Source organism: Shewanella oncorhynchi (assembly GCF_012584455.1).
Taxonomy (GTDB): domain Bacteria; phylum Pseudomonadota; class Gammaproteobacteria; order Enterobacterales; family Shewanellaceae; genus Shewanella; species Shewanella oncorhynchi.
On the sequence record NZ_JABAEB010000009.1, the window covers coordinates 21,167 to 40,313 of the forward strand.

The window sequence follows — 19,147 nt, forward strand, 5'->3', positions numbered from 1 at the left end:
CGGCATTCTAACTCTAAACCTAATCGGCCTACAGCCTTTTTTTCATGCAGGTTCGCAAGATAAACTAGTTTAGGGCTAAAGTGGTTTTTACATTATAAAAACTAATGTGCAACATAAGTTTGCCACTGTTTGACTGAGTATTCTTTTAAGCGTTGTAGAGCGAAAACGGGTTCGCACTCAGTACTATAATTGCTTTGAGTTTAGTTCCGAATGCGAGTTCCCAACATAGGTGTTTGGGATGACGTTATAGAGATTCTTGACTCGCTAGCGCGTGGTAATGTTGCTCTAGGCGAGTAAAAGTCGCAACGGAAGTCGGGGTTGCATAGGCTTTGAAAATCATCAGCACCCTTAAAACGCCTTCATAAAGTGTCGCTTTAGTAATGGTGGACGTGCTGGATTGCGTGAGTTGATAACCAATCCAAAAGCTGACGATCATCTTAATGGTATCCGCCAGTGGCGTGATTTTGTCAGCATCGACACACAGAAATCCATCTTGTGTGAGTTTATGCAGCACATGGCTTGAACGCGTTAAGACTTGCTGCTGTGCGTGCAAATAGCGTTTTTTTAGTTCTTCATCGCGGGCGAGAATATCCGCAAGATTGGCGTACATAAAGCGGAATTGCCACAAGGTATAGAACATAGCATCGAAGTAGCCGATTAACAGTTCTACATCCACTTGCTTATCTTCATAGGGTTGGAAACCCGATTCGAGATGATTCTCATATAGACTGAAAATACAGCGGATAATGTCTTCTTTATTGCGAAAATGGTAATAAAGATTCCCGGGACTCATATTTAAGTGAGCGGCAATGTGATTGGTGGTGATGTTTCTTTCGCCATGCTCGTTGAACAGTTCAAGACTGGCATAGATTATTTTGTCGCGGGTTTTCATAAGTTATCCAAATTGCTAGTGAACGCCACATCATAGATAGAGTTAACCAACGACCGCCATACTGCTGGTAAATTATCTCTAATTTGGTGCATATGCTAACATTGCCGCTATTCATCAGGCAAAACTCATAAGTACGTTTTTAATGAATCGTTTTCTCTATTCCACGATCTTATATTTATTATCCCCTTTGCTAATCGTCTATTTAGCATTTCGTGCTATTAAAAGCCCTGATTACCGCGGTCGTTGGGGGGAACGTTTTGGATTAACCCGACTTAAATCGACGGATGTACTGGTCCATTCTGTGTCTATGGGTGAAACGCTCGCGGCAATCCCATTGATCCGTTTGATTATGCAATCACACCCTGAGCTAAGCATTACGGTTACCACAACCAGCCCAACAGGGTCTGCCGAAGTGCGCAAAGCCTTTGGTGACTCAGTGCAACATTGTTATTTACCCTTTGACTTACCTTGGTGTGTGGGGCGTTTCTTGCGCCAAGTTTCACCTAAATCTTGCATCATTATGGAAACTGAACTGTGGCCTAACTTGGTTGCCTTAGCGGCCAAGCGAGGTGTGCGCTTGATGTTGGCTAATGCACGTCTGTCGGCCAAGTCGGTGGCGCAATATGCTAAGCGCCCTAAACTCAGTCGACCTATGTTGCAACGACTCGATGTTATTGCGGTGCAGACTCAAGTAGAAGCGCAGCGTTTTATCGAGTTAGGTGTATCGCCAGATAGAGTGACAGTATGCGGTAGCTTGAAGTTTGATCTCAGTATTACGCCTGAGCGTTTAGCCAATGCCAAGCTGTTGCGTCAGACTTGGGGGCGTGAAACCTCGCCGATTTGGGTCGCAGGCAGTGTGCATCCTGGAGAATTTGACGCCATGCTCACCGCCCATAGGCAATTATTGGCTCAGTGGCCCGATGCCTTGCTGATTATTGCACCGCGTCATCCTGAGCAGTTTTCTGCTGTTGCTGAGTTTGTTGCCAGCCAAGGTTTTGAATCTGTTCGCCGCAGCGGTAATTTTCCTGTGGCGGCCACGACACAAGTGCTAGTGGGCGATACCATGGGTGAACTTCTGACCTTTTATGGCGCGGCGGATCAAGCCTTTGTCGGTGGTACGCTGATCACTAACGGTGGTCATAATCCCTTGGAGCCTGTTGCTATGGGCGTGCCTGTTATGGTGGGACCGAACCATTGGGATTTTGCTCAAATTACGCAGATGTTGGCGGATGCTGGTGGGTTAAAGGTTGTCGCATCGGCGGATGAACTTGCCGCTAACTTGATTGAGTATTTTGCTAAACCTGAGTTACGCCTGCAGGCGGTGAACGCGGGATTGGCTGTGGTTGAGGCAAATCGTGGTGCCTTGCAACGACAATTTCTTCTCGCGCAATATTTAATAACCGCTTAATTTAACTGGATAATTTTTTTAGTGGTTCAGGCGCTTTGCATCGCCGCTTGATAGCCCTGCATAAGTGATGACCAGTTATCAGCGGTGAAGGCAAGGTTTGGTAACTTGCCTTGTTCTTTATTGAAGGAACGTAAAAGTCTGTCTAGATTCGATTGCTGCCATTGCGGGCTCGGTGTTTTTAACTCGCCGCGGTCGAAATCGATAAGATAAAACCGTTCTGGCGTTAAGGGTTCAGTTTGCGCGGGCTGGAACAGAATATTCTTGGCATTAAGGTCGGCGTGGTACACACCACGCTGGTGGAATTGGGCGATAGTTGCTCCCAATGCTTGCCATTGCTCAGTGCTCATGACCCCTTTGCCGAGTTTAGCGACTAAATCTTCGGCGCCTTCGACCCGTTCGATAATGATATCGGCGCGGTAAAATAATCCATCGCGCACTATGTTGGCGGCAATCGGTTTAGGTACAGCAAAATCTTCGCGATACAAAATGTCTAATAAGCGTAACTCACCCATGGCGCGGGTATTTTCGAGGCCAGTATAAACGTAAGCATCTTTGCTGAATTTCTCCATTAAGCCGCCACGCCAGTAATGACGCAATACCCAATGACTGTGCTCAAATGCCACAAACCAAGTGGTGTAGCGGCCTTTGGATGAACCTACGACAGCATTTTTAGCCCGCCAAAAATCCACCGAGAACCACGCGGGATCGATATCTGTTGGCGTATCTTGGCAAACTGCCATGTGACCTTGGGCGGTTTTTATGAGCTGTATCTGAGCATTCATCGGAGATTTGTTGACTTAAGCGTGGCACCTAGGGCCATTCTACATTAAGATCCTTAGCTTGCGCCAAATAACCTTAAGAGCTTTTAGCTTCAATCCCAATGAGTTTAAATCCCAATACCATGAATTCTCTTTGTTTGCTTCGCTTATCCGCTATCGGTGACGTCTGTCATGCCGTGGCTATGGTGCAGGCGATTCAGCGGCAATACCCCGAGCTCAAAATCACATGGGTGATCGGTAAACTCGAATATCAATTGTTGAAGCATTTACCCGGCATTGAGTTTGTTATTTTCGATAAATCTCAAGGATGGCGCAGCTATTTTAATTTGCGTAAGGCCTTAAAAGGCCGACGTTTTGACGTGCTGCTGCATATGCAGGTTGCGCTACGTGCTACCTTGGCTTCATTAGCCATTTCGGCAAAGGTGCGCATAGGCTTTGATCGTGCCCGCGCTAAAGAAGGTCAGTGGCTAGTGACAAATCACAGGGTGGAGCCCTTGGCAAATCCCCATGTGCTCGAAGGATTTATGGGATTCGCTAAGGTGATTGGCGTTAACGATCTTACTCCTCAATGGCATATTCCTGTGCCAATTGCGGATACTGAATTTGCCCAGACGCAGATTAAAGACAATGAAAAAGTCTTTATCATTTGCGCTGCAGCCAGTAAGGCTGAACGTAACTGGTTACCAGAGCGCTATGCCGCCGTTGCGATCCATGCGATTGCGAAAGGATTTAGAGTCATGCTTTGCGGTGGCCCAACTCAACTTGAGAAGGATTTAGCAGAGCAAATTTTGCAGGCTTGTCCCTCTAAAATCGATAATTTAGTGGGCAAAACCAGTCTGACGCAATTATTGGCGCTGCTAAAACGCGCCAGTTTAGTGTTAGCGCCTGATACGGGCCCTGCGCATATGGCGGTGACCCAAGGTACTCCGGTGATCGGTTTATATGCCCATTCCAATCCTGGGCGCACAGGTCCTTACCTATCGCAGCAATATGTGGTGAGTGCCTATGATAAGGCCATGAGATCGCAACATAGTGGACAAATTAAGTGGGGAACTCGCGCTAAAGGCGAGCATCTAATGTCATTGATCAGTGTTGACGCTGTGATTGAGAAGTTTGAGCTGGTGGCGCATGACACTAAAGCTTCAGAATAAATTTATTTGGATTAAAGGTTAATTATGGCTCCTCAAAAAGCCCCTAAGTTCTTGTTTATCCCAGTCTCATCGGCTGAGGGCATAGGTGAGTATATGCGCTCAATGATCATTGCCGATGAGGTGAAGAGAACTTGGCCGAATGCCGAGATAAAGTTTATTTTGAGTCAACAAGCTCCCTATGCGACTCAGTGCCCTTATCCTGCTGAGCTACTCGAAGATACGCCGACTAAACAAGTCAAGGCGGTTAACCAAATCATGTCTGATTTCCTGCCTGATATAGTATTGTTTGACGCATCAGGTCGTAAATCGCAGTTAGTCCATGCCCATAAACTCGGTGCAAAGGTAATCTTTATCAGTCAGCATAAGCGTAAGCGTAGTCGTGGAATGAAAATTGGCCGCGCTTTAGTGACGGATTGTCATTGGGTCGTGCAACCAGAATTTGTGATTGGCCCTATTAGTTGGTTAGATCGCCTTAAGCTGAAGCTAATTAATAGACCTGAGCCTTTGAATATTGGTCCTGTCTTTACCCAGCCAGATACAATTACCCAATCAGCATTATTAGCGCAATATCAGCTAACGCAAAATGAGTTTGTATTATTCAATGCGGGTTCTGGTGGTCACAGGGTGAATGGTGAACTAGCCGCAGATATTTTTGCTAAGGCTGCCAGTGAAAGTTATAAAGCATCTGGTATTTTAAGTGTCATGGTTTTCGGCCCGAATTATCCAAATCTTCTGCCTGAGCTTGAGGGAGTAGTTGTTATTCCCCAATTGAATAATCAGCAATTTATTAATATGTTGGCCGCGGCTAAAGCTGCCGTATTGAGCGGTGGGGATACTTTATTACAAGCGATAGCGCTGCACAAACCAACATTAGCAGTTCCTGTATCGAAGGATCAGCCGCTAAGGATTACAGCTTGTGTGGCTCAAGAGTTGGTTTTGAGTTGCGATACAGCATTGGAGCCAATGAAAAATAACCTTGCAAAACTGTTATCTCAAGAACAAATGATGCATCTTTGTACTAAATTGGCACGAAGCAAACATTTGAATGGATTGGATATTGCGATAAAACAACTAAGGCTATGGGTTAAATAGTTGCTAGAAGAGTCACGTTTTAGCTTTTTGCATTTATAGAATTAGGGACGCACATATTATGGGATTTGATGGAAAAGTATTGAATTATGATGAGTTTAAAGTAGATCTCGCCAAACTTGATGAGCCGAGAAAACCTGGAATAAGTGCTATTCTGCGAATAAAGAATGGTGCCGAACTTCTGAGATCTAGTATTGAGACCCATATTCCTTACTATGATGAAATTATTGCCTGTTATAATGATTGCACTGATAATACTGCTGAAATATTAAATGATTTGAAAGAAAAATATCCTGAAAAAATAAAAGTTTTTGAATATTTACCTAAAGTTCATCCTATATTCTCAGATGCACATAATAGCTGTACAACCTATGATGTTCATAGTTTGGCAAACTTTTACAATTATACCCTTTCAAAAACCAGCTATAATATAGCAACAAAGTTAGATGATGATCATATTGCAATTGATCGTAATCTTAAACCAGTAATTAGCAGGATTCGTAACGATATTGCTTCTAACGTTAAGAAAGTATATACATTCTCAGGTGTTAATCTAGCATTTGATGTGAACAACAAGTTAGGAGTTTATAAAAGAGAACCTCTCGTTGGTACAGGGGATCATATGTACTTCCCTGTTTCTTCTAAAATTTATTTTTCTCAAGAAAAAAATGTTGAAGCATTTAAGTTCTTGGATAGTAAATATGAAAAGAAATATATGGGGGTTATGTATTTTCATCTTAAACATTTAAAAAGTGGTTATGGTTTTTTAAATTTGGAACCCCAGAAGCGTAATGAGATTGTAAAGCAATTTGTTTCAAATTCTGATGTTGTTGGCTTCGAAGATTTTATTAGTGAAGATTCTATAAATAATCTATGTAAGTATCATAACTCTATTGAGTATTGGTTGCGAACACAGAAAATTTTCAATGTCATCATTTACGCTTTATTTAAAAGAAATCCACCATTAAGAATTGCGCGCTTAAATCAGCTTTTTCAGGATTTAAATGGTATTGATTTAGATGAATGTGTTACGAGGCGTTTAAAGAAATTTTAATTTATAATGGGTCTTGTTATGAGTAATAACACTGTTTCACTGGTTGTCACGAGTTGTAATCGTTTTGACTTACTCGAAAAAACAATTGAAAGCTTTTTAAAATATAATACCTATCCTATATCACAATATATTGTGATAGAAGATAGCCATAATCGCGAAAAACTTGAGAACACGCTGGCAAAGTTCAAGGGAATTGAATTTGTTATGGTTCACAATGAACCGCAGTTAGGGCAAATGAAAAGTATCGATAGAGCCTATTCTTTGGTAACTTCTGACTATATATTTCATTGTGAGGATGATTGGGAGTTCTATCGCGAAGGCTTTATCGAAAAATCGTTCGAGGTTTTACTTTCAGATGACAAAATAGTAACAGTCTGGTTGCGTGAAACTAATGATACTAATAGCCATACAGTGCTTCCTGAGTTGTACTTTTGTAAAAATGATGCTTCATTGACGTATCGGGTTATGCATCAAAATGATTTGCTTCATGGCGTCTATTGGCATGGCTTTACGTTAAATCCAGGCTTAAGGCGTTTAGCGGATTATCAGTTGATTGCGCCGATTGCACAATATACAAGTGAAGGTGGAGTGGGTAATAAGTATTATGAACTAGGCTTTAAAGCTGCAATTTTTCCCGAGGGAAGTGTGAGACACATAGGTTACCATCGGGGAATTCGTTATAAAGCTGATATAGCTAAATGGCGAAAAGATTTCAACGTTGCGTTTAGACGTTTTAAGTCAAAAATACATAAAATATTGAAAGTATAATATATAGCCACTACATGATTAAAGTCAACCATGTAGCTCTATTCTACTTCCTAATCACATTTTTAAAACTTATGTAAGTTGTGATTATTGATTATTGATTATTGATTATTGATTACGTCAATCCAGCCTTTACTCCAAGTATCTTTAGCACATGGAAGTGTAATAGAGTTTAAACCATTTTTAGCAAGATTTTTACATAAATCAACATTATTGAGAGCGCTTGAAAGTGCTTGTTCCATATCTTGCGAAGTTGGCATTACTAATGAGCCATTGTATCCATCAATAATTAGATTTGATAGTCCGCCAATGTTGGAACTCAGTACCATACAACCTGCGGCCATAGCTTCTATCATTGAGAGTGATGTACCTTCTGATCCTAAAGTAGGAATAATAGCGATATGATGTTCTTTATGTACTTTAAAACTGTCATCTGGACCATATTGCATTATATCTACGTTAGAGTCATTGGCAAATAATGATTCTAAATATGGTTTTAAGGGACCATCACCTGCAAAGCTGACTTGAATATTGTGTTGAGGTAATAATCTTTTTATGATTGGTGCAATTAGCTCTATCCCTCGGTAGTCAACAAAGCGCCTGGCGATAATTATTTTAATTTCACTATTATTATTCCATTTTTTTTCAAAGTCAGAGTTACTGATTTTTTCATTATAAAAATTGTATATTATTTTTACTTTTTTATTCCCAACATTAAACCACGTGCGATACCAATTTATGAAGTTGTGGTCTACGCATACCAAGGTAGAGTTATTTTTTATGTAAGATAAGTACTTACAGTGGTTTAATAGTGAGGATGTAAACTGAATAAATGAATTGTTAGTTTTTCTCGGTTTATCCCAAGATATTCCGTGTTGAATAGCTATTTGTTTGTATCCACTCAGGTTTACAGCGTATGAGTCTGTTGCGTAAATGATAATATCTTTTTTCTTATCTGCATTTATTTGTACCCATTTAGCGAGTGCAAATTTCTTTAGGTTGCCACGAAAAAAACCTGTACTAACTCCATGAACATTGACATGTAAAGTTTCGAACATAAATGGCTCTTTGGCTGGCTGCACTAAATGACACTTCCATCCCTGTAGAGATAATACTTCCGTCAGGTTAAGGATGTAGTTTTCTATGCCGCCAATAGTTGTTAATGTGCCATCTAAATTAAACATTGCACGATAAATTATATAAATATTAGACATTAGTCGACCTGATAATGAAGTTTTATAATCTTGTGTATTCGTTGGCACGCTTGTCCATCGCCATAAGGGTTAACTGTTTCACCAAAGGCCGAGGGGTTGTCTATTAGTAGTGTAATTTCAGATACGATTTTATCTATGTCAGTACCGACTAATCTAACCGTTCCTGCTGTAACGGCTTCTGGTCTTTCAGTCTTATCTCGTAGAACTAGCACTGGTTTTTTTAAAGAAGGCGCTTCTTCTTGAATTCCACCAGAATCAGTAAGAATAATATCTGCTCGATCCATTAGTGAAACAAAGGATTGATAATCCAACGGTTCTATAAGATGGAAATTATCTAGTTCACCTAAGTATTCATATACAGGCTTCTGAACCTGAGGATTTAGATGCACAGGATAGATCAGTTGCACGTTAGGATTTGATAGTGCGATGATTTTTAATGCCGTGCAGATATTTTCAAATCCGACGCCAAAGTTTTCTCTACGATGCCCTGTAATTAAAATCACTTTTTTGCCCTGTAACTGATCAAACAAGGGACTAAGTTCTGAAGGGTGACTGTAATTATCTTTTCGGGTAAAGGCCAAGGTTTCAAAAAGCGCATCAATAACAGTATTACCAGTGACGTAAATATGTTCAGGCAAATATCCTTCATTTTTTAGATTTTGTGCCGCAGTCTGCGTTGGGGCAAAATGCAATTTTGACAACACTGCGGTTAACTTACGATTAGCTTCTTCTGGCCAAGGAGAATGAATATCGCCTGTCCGTAATCCAGCTTCAATATGACCGACATCCACTTTTTGATAAAATGCGGCTAATGCAGCAGAAAAGGAGGTGGTTGTGTCGCCATGAACCAAGACGATCTGAGGCTGAAATTCTTTAATGACTTTGCCTACGCCTTCAACGATCGCTCCTGTTAACCATTCCAAAGTTTGATTTGGCTTCATTAAATCCAAATCATAGTCTGGTTTTAATTCGAAAATACTTAATACTTGGTCAAGCATATGGCGATGTTGAGCTGTTACACAAATTTTTACATCTAGTTGTGTATCAGTAGCGAGCATTTTCGCCAGAGGACACATTTTGATCGCTTCAGGTCGGGTGCCAAATACAAGAAGAATTTTCACAATAAAACCTACCCAAGTTACGGATGGAAAGTAGTTGCTGTTTTCGGTGTGTTATTGGGCAAAATTGAACCTTTTAAGATTAGTATGTTGGCCAATTAACTGCAGCTGAATAACAATTTTCGAATAGTCATTCTACCTTTTAGGTGGCTCTTTGGCTATGACACATTAGAGAAGCTAGGTTCACTGACGTCTATTTTTTGTGCGCAAGACGGCACATCGAAGATACTTTTGCGCTGCGACATAAGCGGGTGATAAACTGCGATACATAGTATTTCAAACACCTTTTTTGTTGAATTCATGCATACAAGAGCTATTTATCCAGGAACTTTTGATCCTATCACCAATGGTCATGCCGACTTGATTGAGCGTGCGGCTAAACTGTTTAAACATGTGGTGATTGGCATTGCGGCTAATCCTTCCAAGCAGCCTAGATTCACCCTTGAAGAGCGAGTTGAATTGGTCAATCGGGTGACTGCTCATTTGGATAATGTCGAGGTGGTGGGGTTTTCGGGGTTGCTAGTGGATTTTGCCAAGGAGCAAAAGGCCAGTGTACTTGTGCGTGGGTTACGCGCGGTATCCGACTTTGAATATGAATTCCAATTAGCAAATATGAATCGCAGATTGAGCCCTGATCTGGAAAGCGTGTTTTTAACGCCTGCCGAGGAAAACTCATTTATCTCTTCAACCTTAGTAAAGGAAGTCGCTTTGCATGGTGGCGATGTGAGCCAGTTTGTTCACCCTGAAGTAACGGCTGCATTGGCGGCAAAGCTTAAGTTGGTTAAACCTTAGATTTTACCTGCGAACTAGATAGTTTTTACGTAGGAGTTTTGTGTTAACTTTGAGGCATTGTTGCCTTGTGATGATACTTAAAAGGATGTTATGAAGGCTTTTTTTTCCCCCACGATCCTTGCTACTAGCATTGCCTCTGGCCTATTTTTTTCTTCAATGCTTGCTGCTGCACCTTGGGTCGATGCCTCTGATATATATCTTAGAGCTGACATTCAAGCACTTGCTGATGCGGGTGTGATCACTGTGCCAGTGAATACTTATCCATTGATGTGGTCAGGTATTGGTGGTGATTTAGCGAAAATTGAGCCTGAGCTGCTTTCTCCCTCTTTAGTACAAGCCTTTGCACGGGTTAATTTTTATTATCAAAATGCTGTCGATAATCGTGGTAATGCACGGGTAAAAGTATCGGCAGCATCTGATCCTGCTCGCTTTCAACATTATGGTTCTGACTATCGCGAGAAAGGTGAAGTGCTGGGCTCCTATGAGTATTTAGGATCGCGTGTTGCTTATAAGGCGACAGTGGCAGAAACTTATGATCCGCAAGATAATAAAAATTTCCGCCTTGATGAGTCTTATTTTGCCATCATTTTTGGCAATTGGATCGCAACCTTAGGCGCGGTTGAGCAGTGGTGGGGACCGGGGTTTGACTCGGCTCTACATCGTTCTAATAACGCCCGCCCTATGTCATCGTTAACCTTGAGCCGTAACAATGCTGCGGCTTTTGAAACACCTTGGTTATCTTGGATTGGCCCTTGGACCTTTAAAACCGGATTTAGCTTAACTGAAGTGGATCGTGCTGTGCCTAAGACGGCGGAGTGGGATATGCGCTTAAGTGCAAGACCGATTAAACAGTTAGAAGTGGGATTGTCTTGGTCGACTTTATTTTGTGGTGAGGGCCAAGATTGTAACTTTGACTCTTGGTGGGATTCGGTTGCGAGTAATGCTGTTTGTATCGATGGTACAAATGAATGTGCGCCGAATGAGCGCCGCGATGCAGGCCATAGAACTCAAAGTATCGATATGCGTTATGCCGATACTTTGCAGGATATCCCCGTTGGATTATATCTCGAACATAGTTGTGAAAATGGTAGTGACTGCGGCTCACTTTGGGGTATTGATACCCATTTTGGCACATCGGGTAAGCAGTTTAAGTTGTTTATGGAATATTCGGACACCTATGTAAAATGCGATGGTGATAGTGCCAATTGTTTCTATGAGGATCCTGTCTATCTGAGTGGTGCTCGCTACTATGGTCGTGCTTTGGGTTCTACCTATGATAGTGATGCACAAGTGTTTGTGGTTGGATTAGTTGGCCAGTTTAATAACAGCCGTGGTTTTACCTCGTTGCTGCGTTATGCGAAGCTGAATAAAGATGGCTCCAATGTAGCGAACACTTGGGCACCACAACCGCCAAAAGAAGATTTATTGATGCTGGAGCTTTCTTACCGTATGCCAGTGTGGAAAGGCATGTGGAGCTTAGGTGGAACAGTATCGAGATCGGAGTTTGAAGTTCAAGAAAATGATACCAATGCCACGCTATTTAGCAGTTTTGAGTATCGTTTTTGACAGCTGTAATTGATTAAATAACGAAAAATGCCAAGCACTTGCTTGGCATTTTGGCTTATAAATAACGTAATATTAGCGTGTTTGGCAAATGCCACAAAATACTGTGGTGCGTTGGCCTAAACGGATTTCACTCAGCAAGTTACCGCAGCTGGTGCAGGTTTCACCGCCGCGACCATAGACATGCAGTTTTTGGGCGAAGTAGCCGGGCTTGCCATCGGCATTGGTGAAGTCTTTCAGCGTAGTGCCACCCTGTTTAATGGCGTGGGCTAGGATTTGCTTCACTTCGGCAACTAAAACGGTCAAACGCTCGATATCGATTTTACCTGCCTCGGCTTCAGGATGAATACCTGCGGCAAACAGGGCTTCATTGGCGTAAATATTGCCTACACCCACTACGATATGATTATCCATCAGGCAGAGTTTGATCGCTTTTTTCTTGCCTGTTAAAGCTGCTGCTAATTGTTTGACATTAAAAGCATTAGTCAGTGGCTCTGGCCCCAGTTTGGCAAGTAATGGATGCGCTTCTTCTGGGAGTTCACACCATAGCCAAGCACCGAATCGTCTCGGATCGTTAAAACGTAAAATGCGGCCGTTGGCGAGCACTAAGTCGATATGGTCATGCTTTTCCACTGGCGTGTCGTGGGGTAAAATCCGTAAACTCCCTGACATACCCAAATGCACTATGCTGGTGCCCGCGTCAGTGTCGATTAATAGATACTTAGCACGGCGTCGCACTTGGCGTATAACTTGACCGATAATCTGTTTGGTTATGTCAGGCACTGGCCAGCGCAACGAGCCATTGCGGATCACAAGATCTATTACGGTTTGCTCGACAAGGTAGGGGGCAATACCCTGACGGGTGACTTCAACTTCTGGTAATTCCGGCATGGATTCTTTCTTATCTTAAGTAAAATTGGGTGACATTAAGTTGCGGGTTTCGCATCGAGGATCGGTTGCAGTTTAGATCTTAAACTCGGTGGTACTAAATACCAATTACCTGCGGGAGACTTTAAGGCGCCTTCATTGGGAAAATAGATCCACAGTTGAGCATCGCGGATATCTGCAATCTGGATGACTAATTCTTGTGGATTATCTGTGGTTTCTGGTGCAGCCGTTAAAGGGGACACCCGTATGGTTTGCCACGCCTTTGCCCATTCATCACAGTTGAGGACTTTAGTGTCGCACTCCCATTGTGATGCTTGCTTGTGCAGCCACATCCCATTGAGTTGCAGCTGTGAAAGCGGCGCATTATCGTCAAATAGCAGCTGAGCATCACTCGGAACATTATTGGTCTTGTTATCCATAAAAGTCAGCACGGCGACCATAAAGACGCAGGCGACAATAATGACGTTATTCCATTGCTTACGAGTTAAGGCCATAGAAATGTGTGACGCTAAGTATGGGGTGATGCTTCGAGTTTATCACGGCCAAATTGAGATGCTAGCCCTTAAGCGATGGAGTGGTGATGCTTAACCGCCTGTGGCGTTCATAAAGCGTAGGATTTGTACCTGATTATTGCCAAAGTCGTGCTGCTTAGGCTTGAGATTAATTCCCGCGAGAATAGCGACTTTTAATCTTTCAATATCAGCCGGAAATTCCCGGACTATGCTTTTGAGATCAACGGCATGTTCATTGCCTAAACACAGCAGTAATTGGCCTTCGACTGTGACGCGCACGCGATTACATTCGTGGCAGAAGTTGTAACTGTGGGGCGAGATAAAGCCGATATGGATTGGGCTGTCGGCCATAGTGTAATAACGTGCTGGGCCGCCGGTACGTTTGTTGGAAAGCTGTAGCGGATAGTGACTATTGATGATGGCTTTTACTTCATCGCTGCTGCAATGACGGGCGCGTTTCCGCTCATCCATTTCGCCAAGCGGCATTTCTTCGATAAAGGCGATGTCTAAGTTGCGGCCACGGCAGAAATCAACTAAATCAATAACTTCATTATCGTTCTGCTGTTTTAAAATCACCGCATTAATCTTGATACGTTCAAATCCCGCCGCAATAGCCGCATCAATACCATCGATGACTCTGTCTAATTTGCCGTTACGCGTTAGCTGAGTAAACAGTGTGGGGTTTAAGGTATCTAGGCTGATATTGAGGCGCTTTAATCCTGCATCAAACATGGGTTTAGCGAATTTTGTCAGCCTTGAACCATTGGTGGTCATGGATAAATCCGTCAGCCCAGGCAGTTTGCCAAGCAGACCCACTAGCTGGTCGCAATCGGTGCGAACTAAGGGCTCACCGCCGGTCAGGCGAATTTTAGTCACACCAAGCTCGGTAAAGGCTTGGGCAATCCAAGCTAATTCTTCGAGGTGGAGTACGTGGTCCTTTGGCAGAAAACAGGGATCTTCCGTCATGCAATAAATACAGCGAAAGTCGCAGCGGTCGGTGACCGAGAGCCGTAAATATTCGACCTTACGGCCAAAGGAATCCACAATTAGACTCATAAAAACTCACTGGATCCTAAAGCAGATCCGCAAAGGGTTGAATAAATACAGTTTCACCTGCATTCACGGCTTCTGCATCATCCCCTATGATGATGAGGCAATTCCCTTTAACCATTGAACTTAACATCCCAGAACCTTGGTTGCCCGTGCTACTCACGTGTAGGCGTCCATCTTTACCAAGCTGATAAATCCCGCGAATAAATTCGGTGCGGCCTTGGCGGCTTCGTAGAGTTTCATCACTTATTGCAGGGAATAGCTGCGCTTGCCAGTTCACTTCACCTGCTAATTTTCGTAAAGCGGGCTGCACAAATTGCAGGAAAGACACCATGACTGCGACTGGGTTGCCAGGTAGCCCGAAGAATAAGCTGTCATTCACTTTGCCAAAGGCGAGTGGCCGACCCGGACGCATGCTAATCCGCCAGAAATCAATTTTTCCGAGGCGTGCAAGCACGGTTTTGATGTAGTCCGCATCGCCGACAGATACACCACCCGAGCTAATGACGACATCGGCAAGGTTGGCTGCTTTAGCGAGAGTTGCTTCAAGGGCTGCTTCAGAATCTTCGATAATGCCTAAATCGATAACGTCACAACCGAGACGTTTTGCCATCGCTTTGATGGTAAAGCGGTTTGAGTCATAGATGCAGTTAGCTTTGAGTACTTCGCCTGGCTGGCTCACTTCATCGCCGGTAGAGAATACTGCAACGGTTGGGCGGCGATATACACTCACGTGATTGAGCCCGAGTGAGGCCAGTAAACCTTGTTCGGCGGCGCTTAGGCGAGTGGCTTTTGCAAGTGCGACTCGGCCTTGAGCAATATCTTCTCCAGCGAGGCGAACGTGTTGGCTAGAAAGAATGCGGCCTTCAAAGCTAACAATGCCATCGACTTCCTTGGCAAGCTCTCGGGGCTGCACTGTATCGGCACCCGCAGGCACTGTTGCGCCCGTCATTATACGCACGGTTTCGCCGACTTTAAGCGTGCCAGAATATTGATGACCGGCAAGAACCTCTCCCACCAATTTTAAGGTGGTAGGCATGGGGTCTTGATAGACAAAGGCGTAGCCATCCATCGCCGAATTGGTCTGTTGTGGCACGTCGACGGGAGAAATGCTGTCGCTGGCTAGTACGCGGTTATCTAAGGCATCTAACTCAATGTCTTCAATCTCTGCCACAGGTGAAACATGGGATAAAATTTGCGCTAAACCTTGGCTGACGCTGAGGTTTTTATTGTCGCCTATGGCGCAGGCATCTACTGCCGAAATGGGGTATTGGAGTGGCGCTTCCCAGTTTTGGGCGTATTCCATCACAAAATCGGCAATCTGGCTGACATTGTTGAGATCGAGACGGCGCAGCTCACTCGGGAGTGCGTCGTTTGGCAACTGAGTGTCATCGCAACAGGCGATGGCGAGGATATTCTCATCTTGGGTGTAGATAAAAGGTTTGCCGTGGGCGGCGCGGTGCAATTCAATTTTAGGTAATGCGAGCTTTTTAAAGCCTTCGACGAGGACAATATCGACTTTGTCGGCTTCGATTTGCTTGAGTAAATGGACTAACTCAGGATCGCCATCGCGCGCATCTTCTGTCATCAGCGCCCAGCGTACATGGGAGGCAACCAGCATTTGTCGTGCGCCCGCTTTACGCATTTCGTAACTGTCTTTGCCGGGAATATCTACGTCGAAATTATGGTGGGCATGTTTGATTACGGCTAAACGCAGGCCACGTTGATTTAATTCGGGGATCAATTGCTTGAGTAAGGTGGTTTTCCCCGTGCCACTGTAGGCACAAAATCCGAGAACGGGAATAGCGAGCGGATTGACGAAGGGGTTACTCATTTGCACCTCTAATTTGGGTTATTGGAGCCTTTTTAGCTATTGGGTGATTTCTATCGCTAGTCGTTGTTTTTGTTCTGGCGTATTCACATTCACAAAAGCATTGGGCTGGTCGGCGAATGACGCTACGACGAAGTGATGTTTGATATACCAAAAGTCCACTTTACGCTCACCCGCCTCAAGAAACGCTTTCATCGAGTCACGTAAGCTAGGTTTTAAGAGTAAAACAACGGGTTGTTCATACTCACCGTCACTGGCGACAGCAATCTCGGCTTTTTCTGCTTCAATTGCTGCCAACATACGCGGAACAAGGTCAAGTGGCAGGAGTGGGCAGTCGCAGGGCACTACCAATAAGTAGTCTGCATCTGTTTGGCCCATAGCGGTGATCATACCCGCTAAAGGTCCGAGGAAACCACTATGCTCGTCACTTATCACCTTAAAACCGAACTCAGCATAACGTGTTTGGTTACGATTTGCGTTGATCAGGATCTCCTTAACCTGAGGTTTTATTCTATCTATTGTGTGCTTAATCATGGCTTCGCCGTTTAATTCGACAAGACCTTTATCGTCGCCACCCATGCGACGGGCCATACCACCGGCGAGAATAACTGCATCAATTTGCGATGACATACAAAGGCTCCTGTGCTGGCAAAGATTCAGGCTGTTGATAAGAGGTCATCACGCGCTCACCTTCTATGTGCCACTGTTGTTCGCAGATGGCGGTTAACGCGCAATTCTGATGGCTACTCAGTAACATTCCTGTGCCTTCGTGTTTGAGTTGTTGGATCATTTTTAATACTAGCTCTTGGGAATCCTTGTCCATATTGGAGGTGGGTTCATCGAGCATTAACAGTTTAGGTTGTAGGATCCAAGCGCGCGCAATCGCGAGGCGCTGTCTTTCGCCGCCAGAGAGATTACTTGCCCTTGCCTGCAGCAGCGACCCTAGCTGCGCCATCTCAATCGCTTGAGTAATCCGCTGTTTCGCCTTGGCTTTTGTTTCTGAGCTGAAATTCAGCCCATAGGTGAGATTATATTCCACTGTGCCGTCGAACAAATAAGGATGTTGGTGCAGATAAACGGCCTTACCTAACAATGGATTGCGTCGCCACCAAGCATTTTTGGCAAAACCGACAGCCTCAATATGGCCTTTGGTTGGTGGCATTAAGCCCGCCAGAATTTTCATCAAGGTTGATTTGCCTGTGCCATTGTCGCCTTGCAGATAAATCACATCTCCTTGGCAGAGCGATAATACGTCGGCTTTGAATAACAGGCGCGCGCCAAAGGACATTTCTACGTCACGGGCGATCAGTTTGACCTTAGTCATTGCTTAGTGGCTCCTTGGCATGGCTTTGCCGCGTAAACTACCTAAGGCAAAGTTGAGGATCAAGGCCAAGATTAGCAGCACTAGCCCGAGGGCGATAGCTTGGGCGAAGTCACCTTTGCTGGTTTCAAGTGCGATTGCGGTAGGAATATTACGGGTCACGTTTAAAATATTGCCGCCGACCATCATAGAGCAGCCGACTTCGGTCAGAATGCGACTAAAGGCCGCGACAATCGCCAGCAGTAAGGGCATGCGCAGTTCTCGGCATACTGTCCACACTGCACTGCACCAAGAGGCACCTAAGGTGCGTGAGGTTTCCCAAGCTCTGCGATCAACGCTAGTGAATGCGGCTTGGCTCATTGCAATTAGCACGGGGGCACAGATGAACATTTGCCCGAGAATCATGCCTTCTTGAGTAAATAACCATTTTAGATCGCCCATAGGACCGTTGCGCGTTAGCAGTAAATACACGAGTAGACCGATAACCACTGTGGGGATTGATTGCAGAGTTTGAACTAAGTTAGTGACTATCCATTTGCCGCGAAATGGCGCAAACGCCAATACAAAGCCGAGCACCATGGAAGGAACCAGCGTGATCAGCAGTGCCGCGAAAGAAACCGAAAACGAGATCGAAATGATGGACCAAACGTCAGGGTCTAAAGAAAACAGCAGGCTTAACGCCTGCTGTAATAGTGCTAGCCAGCCGTCGTTCATTCGCTATAAGTTGCCTTGAACAATTGCTCGCCTTCAACTTTGAAGCTGTTGATCATGCTTTGACCTTCTTTGCTGATCAACCAGTCGCTGAATGCTTTAGCGCCTTTGTGGTTCAGATCTGGGTATTTAGCAGGGTTGATGAGAATGACTTGGTATGGGTTGGCTAAGGTTTTGCCACCATCGAAATCAACGGCAAGATCGAGCTTAGTTTTATAAGCCACGAAAGTACCACGGTCAGACAGAGTGTAACCTTGCATTTCATTTGCCATCAGCAGGGTTTTACCCATGCCTTGACCTACTGAAGTATAACCTTTGAAGTTAGGAGTAACATTTGCCGCTTTCCATACTTCTAACTCTTTGATGTGAGTGCCTGAATTGTCACCACGAGAGATAAAAGGCACGCCTGATTTTGCCATTTTAACGAAAGCTTCTTCGGCTGTTTTGCTGTCACGGATTTTTGCTGGGTCGTTTTTAGGGCCAAGTACTACGAAATCATTTTCCATAATGCCACGGGGCTCAACACCAAAACCATCGGCTACGAATTTAGCTTCGGCGCTAGGCGCGTGAGTCATGACTAAATCCACGTCACCTTGCTCACCTAGTTTCAGGGCTTTACCTGTACCTGTGGCGATGACTTGAACCTTGTAGCCTGATTCACTTTCGAACTTAGGTAACAGTTCTTTCAATAGGCCTGAGTTTTCTGTGCTGGTGGTGGTGGCTAACTTGATAATTTCAGTCGAGTGAGCGGGTAAAACAGTGAACATACTGGCTGCAACAACCAGTCCCAGTAATGACTTCATATGAGATTTCATGTTTAGCATGGGTACTCCTTGGCGGAAAATAGGATTCCAACTCAAATGCCTACTGAGTGGAAGGTCTCGTAAATTGTAATACGTTCGGTTGAAAGCAAGTTAGATGCCAAGCTGAAAATGCGGTCATTTTCTTCACAGCTTAACCTAATTTGTGAGCTTGATCGCAAGCTTAACAAATACTCTACAGACAAATT

At 44.1% G+C, this 19,147-nt stretch carries 19 protein-coding genes; 7 read left to right on the forward strand and 12 right to left on the reverse strand.

The genetic code is table 11. The features are described 5' to 3' along the window. Positions 1-244: 244 nt before the first annotated feature. Complete coding sequence (locus tag HGO26_RS14885; RefSeq protein WP_113940155.1) at positions 245-892, reverse strand: TetR/AcrR family transcriptional regulator; 648 nt, start codon at positions 890-892, stop codon at positions 245-247. Between the two features lie 142 nt (positions 893-1,034). Here HGO26_RS14885 and waaA point away from each other — a divergent pair, with 142 nt between their 5' ends. After that, positions 1,035-2,300 carry a lipid IV(A) 3-deoxy-D-manno-octulosonic acid transferase gene (gene waaA / locus HGO26_RS14890; RefSeq protein WP_168826110.1) on the forward strand — a complete coding sequence of 422 codons (1,266 nt, stop codon included), beginning with the start codon at positions 1,035-1,037 and terminating at the stop codon, positions 2,298-2,300. Between the two features lie 26 nt (positions 2,301-2,326). Here waaA and HGO26_RS14895 read toward each other — a convergent pair whose 3' ends face one another. Continuing rightward, positions 2,327-3,082: a 3-deoxy-D-manno-octulosonic acid kinase gene (locus tag HGO26_RS14895; RefSeq protein ID WP_168826112.1), complete on the reverse strand. Its 756-nt coding sequence runs from the start codon at positions 3,080-3,082 to the stop codon at positions 2,327-2,329. A 98-nt stretch (positions 3,083-3,180) separates the two neighbouring features. On the opposite strand from HGO26_RS14895, the gene HGO26_RS14900 reads away from it, so the two are divergent. From HGO26_RS14900 to HGO26_RS14915, 4 genes are read left to right on the forward strand one after another with little or no spacing between them, the layout of a single operon-like run. Then, positions 3,181-4,230, forward strand: a complete 1,050-nt coding sequence (locus tag HGO26_RS14900) for a glycosyltransferase family 9 protein (RefSeq protein ID WP_168826114.1) — start codon at positions 3,181-3,183, stop codon at positions 4,228-4,230. Between the two features lie 24 nt (positions 4,231-4,254). Further along, positions 4,255-5,322: a hypothetical protein gene (locus tag HGO26_RS14905; protein WP_168826116.1), complete on the forward strand. Its 1,068-nt coding sequence runs from the start codon at positions 4,255-4,257 to the stop codon at positions 5,320-5,322. A gap of 58 nt (positions 5,323-5,380) precedes the next feature. Beyond that, positions 5,381-6,373 carry a hypothetical protein gene (locus tag HGO26_RS14910; RefSeq protein WP_168826118.1) on the forward strand — a complete coding sequence of 331 codons (993 nt, stop codon included), beginning with the start codon at positions 5,381-5,383 and terminating at the stop codon, positions 6,371-6,373. 18 nt (positions 6,374-6,391) lie between these two features. After that, on the forward strand, positions 6,392-7,141 hold the full coding sequence (locus HGO26_RS14915) for a glycosyltransferase (protein WP_168826120.1): 750 nt from the start codon (positions 6,392-6,394) through the stop codon (positions 7,139-7,141). Positions 7,142-7,239: 98 nt separating this feature from the next. On the opposite strand, the gene HGO26_RS14920 is transcribed toward HGO26_RS14915, so the two are convergent. Further along, positions 7,240-8,352, reverse strand: coding sequence for a glycosyltransferase family 4 protein (locus HGO26_RS14920; RefSeq protein WP_168826122.1), 1,113 nt, complete (start codon positions 8,350-8,352; stop codon positions 7,240-7,242). Next, positions 8,352-9,473, reverse strand: coding sequence for a non-hydrolyzing UDP-N-acetylglucosamine 2-epimerase (gene wecB / locus HGO26_RS14925; RefSeq protein WP_168826124.1), 1,122 nt, complete (start codon positions 9,471-9,473; stop codon positions 8,352-8,354). Before wecB ends, HGO26_RS14920 begins: the two co-directional genes overlap by 1 nt. Before the next feature lie 297 nt (positions 9,474-9,770). On the opposite strand from wecB, the gene coaD reads away from it, so the two are divergent. Both coaD and HGO26_RS14935 read left to right on the forward strand, forming a co-directional pair. Then, positions 9,771-10,262 carry a pantetheine-phosphate adenylyltransferase gene (coaD, locus tag HGO26_RS14930; protein WP_105250747.1) on the forward strand — a complete coding sequence of 164 codons (492 nt, stop codon included), beginning with the start codon at positions 9,771-9,773 and terminating at the stop codon, positions 10,260-10,262. 90 nt (positions 10,263-10,352) lie between these two features. After that, the gene (locus tag HGO26_RS14935; RefSeq protein WP_168826126.1) at positions 10,353-11,828 is read left to right on the forward strand and encodes a capsule assembly Wzi family protein; all 1,476 of its coding nucleotides are present in this window, start codon (positions 10,353-10,355) and stop codon (positions 11,826-11,828) included. Between the two features lie 72 nt (positions 11,829-11,900). On the opposite strand, the gene mutM is transcribed toward HGO26_RS14935, so the two are convergent. From mutM to HGO26_RS14975, 8 genes are all read right to left on the reverse strand, one after another. Continuing rightward, complete coding sequence (gene mutM / locus HGO26_RS14940) at positions 11,901-12,716, reverse strand: bifunctional DNA-formamidopyrimidine glycosylase/DNA-(apurinic or apyrimidinic site) lyase (protein WP_168826128.1); 816 nt, start codon at positions 12,714-12,716, stop codon at positions 11,901-11,903. A 35-nt stretch (positions 12,717-12,751) separates the two neighbouring features. After that, a complete protein-coding gene (locus HGO26_RS14945) occupies positions 12,752-13,207 on the reverse strand; it encodes a hypothetical protein (RefSeq protein ID WP_168826130.1) in 456 nt (151 codons plus the stop codon). Between the two features lie 90 nt (positions 13,208-13,297). Continuing rightward, positions 13,298-14,281, reverse strand: a complete 984-nt coding sequence (gene moaA / locus HGO26_RS14950; protein WP_168826132.1) for a GTP 3',8-cyclase MoaA — start codon at positions 14,279-14,281, stop codon at positions 13,298-13,300. A gap of 16 nt (positions 14,282-14,297) precedes the next feature. After that, the gene (locus HGO26_RS14955; RefSeq protein ID WP_168826134.1) at positions 14,298-16,109 is read right to left on the reverse strand and encodes a bifunctional molybdopterin-guanine dinucleotide biosynthesis adaptor protein MobB/molybdopterin molybdotransferase MoeA; all 1,812 of its coding nucleotides are present in this window, start codon (positions 16,107-16,109) and stop codon (positions 14,298-14,300) included. A gap of 36 nt (positions 16,110-16,145) precedes the next feature. Then, entirely contained in the window at positions 16,146-16,736 is a 591-nt protein-coding gene (gene mobA, locus HGO26_RS14960) for a molybdenum cofactor guanylyltransferase MobA (protein WP_113940167.1), read from the reverse strand. Beyond that, the gene (locus HGO26_RS14965; RefSeq protein ID WP_113940168.1) at positions 16,720-17,430 is read right to left on the reverse strand and encodes an ABC transporter ATP-binding protein; all 711 of its coding nucleotides are present in this window, start codon (positions 17,428-17,430) and stop codon (positions 16,720-16,722) included. The genes mobA and HGO26_RS14965 overlap by 17 nt, the downstream gene beginning before the upstream one ends. A 3-nt stretch (positions 17,431-17,433) precedes the next feature. Beyond that, positions 17,434-18,141, reverse strand: coding sequence for an ABC transporter permease (locus tag HGO26_RS14970; RefSeq protein ID WP_168826136.1), 708 nt, complete (start codon positions 18,139-18,141; stop codon positions 17,434-17,436). Further along, complete coding sequence (locus HGO26_RS14975) at positions 18,138-18,962, reverse strand: ABC transporter substrate-binding protein (protein WP_131524430.1); 825 nt, start codon at positions 18,960-18,962, stop codon at positions 18,138-18,140. Before HGO26_RS14975 ends, HGO26_RS14970 begins: the two co-directional genes overlap by 4 nt. Positions 18,963-19,147: the final 185 nt, after the last annotated feature.

Coding starts and splice junctions, on each gene's coding strand:
- HGO26_RS14885 (WP_113940155.1), bottom strand. CDS start 892: ATGAAAACCCGCGACAAAATAATCTATGCCAGTCTTGAACTGTTCAAC.
- waaA (WP_168826110.1), top strand. CDS start 1,035: ATGAATCGTTTTCTCTATTCCACGATCTTATATTTATTATCCCCTTTG.
- HGO26_RS14895 (WP_168826112.1), bottom strand. CDS start 3,082: ATGAATGCTCAGATACAGCTCATAAAAACCGCCCAAGGTCACATGGCA.
- HGO26_RS14900 (WP_168826114.1), top strand. CDS start 3,181: ATGAGTTTAAATCCCAATACCATGAATTCTCTTTGTTTGCTTCGCTTA.
- HGO26_RS14905 (WP_168826116.1), top strand. CDS start 4,255: ATGGCTCCTCAAAAAGCCCCTAAGTTCTTGTTTATCCCAGTCTCATCG.
- HGO26_RS14910 (WP_168826118.1), top strand. CDS start 5,381: ATGGGATTTGATGGAAAAGTATTGAATTATGATGAGTTTAAAGTAGAT.
- HGO26_RS14915 (WP_168826120.1), top strand. CDS start 6,392: ATGAGTAATAACACTGTTTCACTGGTTGTCACGAGTTGTAATCGTTTT.
- HGO26_RS14920 (WP_168826122.1), bottom strand. CDS start 8,352: ATGTCTAATATTTATATAATTTATCGTGCAATGTTTAATTTAGATGGC.
- coaD (WP_105250747.1), top strand. CDS start 9,771: ATGCATACAAGAGCTATTTATCCAGGAACTTTTGATCCTATCACCAAT.
- HGO26_RS14935 (WP_168826126.1), top strand. CDS start 10,353: ATGAAGGCTTTTTTTTCCCCCACGATCCTTGCTACTAGCATTGCCTCT.
- mutM (WP_168826128.1), bottom strand. CDS start 12,716: ATGCCGGAATTACCAGAAGTTGAAGTCACCCGTCAGGGTATTGCCCCC.
- HGO26_RS14945 (WP_168826130.1), bottom strand. CDS start 13,207: ATGGCCTTAACTCGTAAGCAATGGAATAACGTCATTATTGTCGCCTGC.
- moaA (WP_168826132.1), bottom strand. CDS start 14,281: ATGAGTCTAATTGTGGATTCCTTTGGCCGTAAGGTCGAATATTTACGG.
- HGO26_RS14955 (WP_168826134.1), bottom strand. CDS start 16,109: ATGAGTAACCCCTTCGTCAATCCGCTCGCTATTCCCGTTCTCGGATTT.
- mobA (WP_113940167.1), bottom strand. CDS start 16,736: ATGTCATCGCAAATTGATGCAGTTATTCTCGCCGGTGGTATGGCCCGT.
- HGO26_RS14965 (WP_113940168.1), bottom strand. CDS start 17,430: ATGACTAAGGTCAAACTGATCGCCCGTGACGTAGAAATGTCCTTTGGC.
- HGO26_RS14970 (WP_168826136.1), bottom strand. CDS start 18,141: ATGAACGACGGCTGGCTAGCACTATTACAGCAGGCGTTAAGCCTGCTG.
- HGO26_RS14975 (WP_131524430.1), bottom strand. CDS start 18,962: ATGCTAAACATGAAATCTCATATGAAGTCATTACTGGGACTGGTTGTT.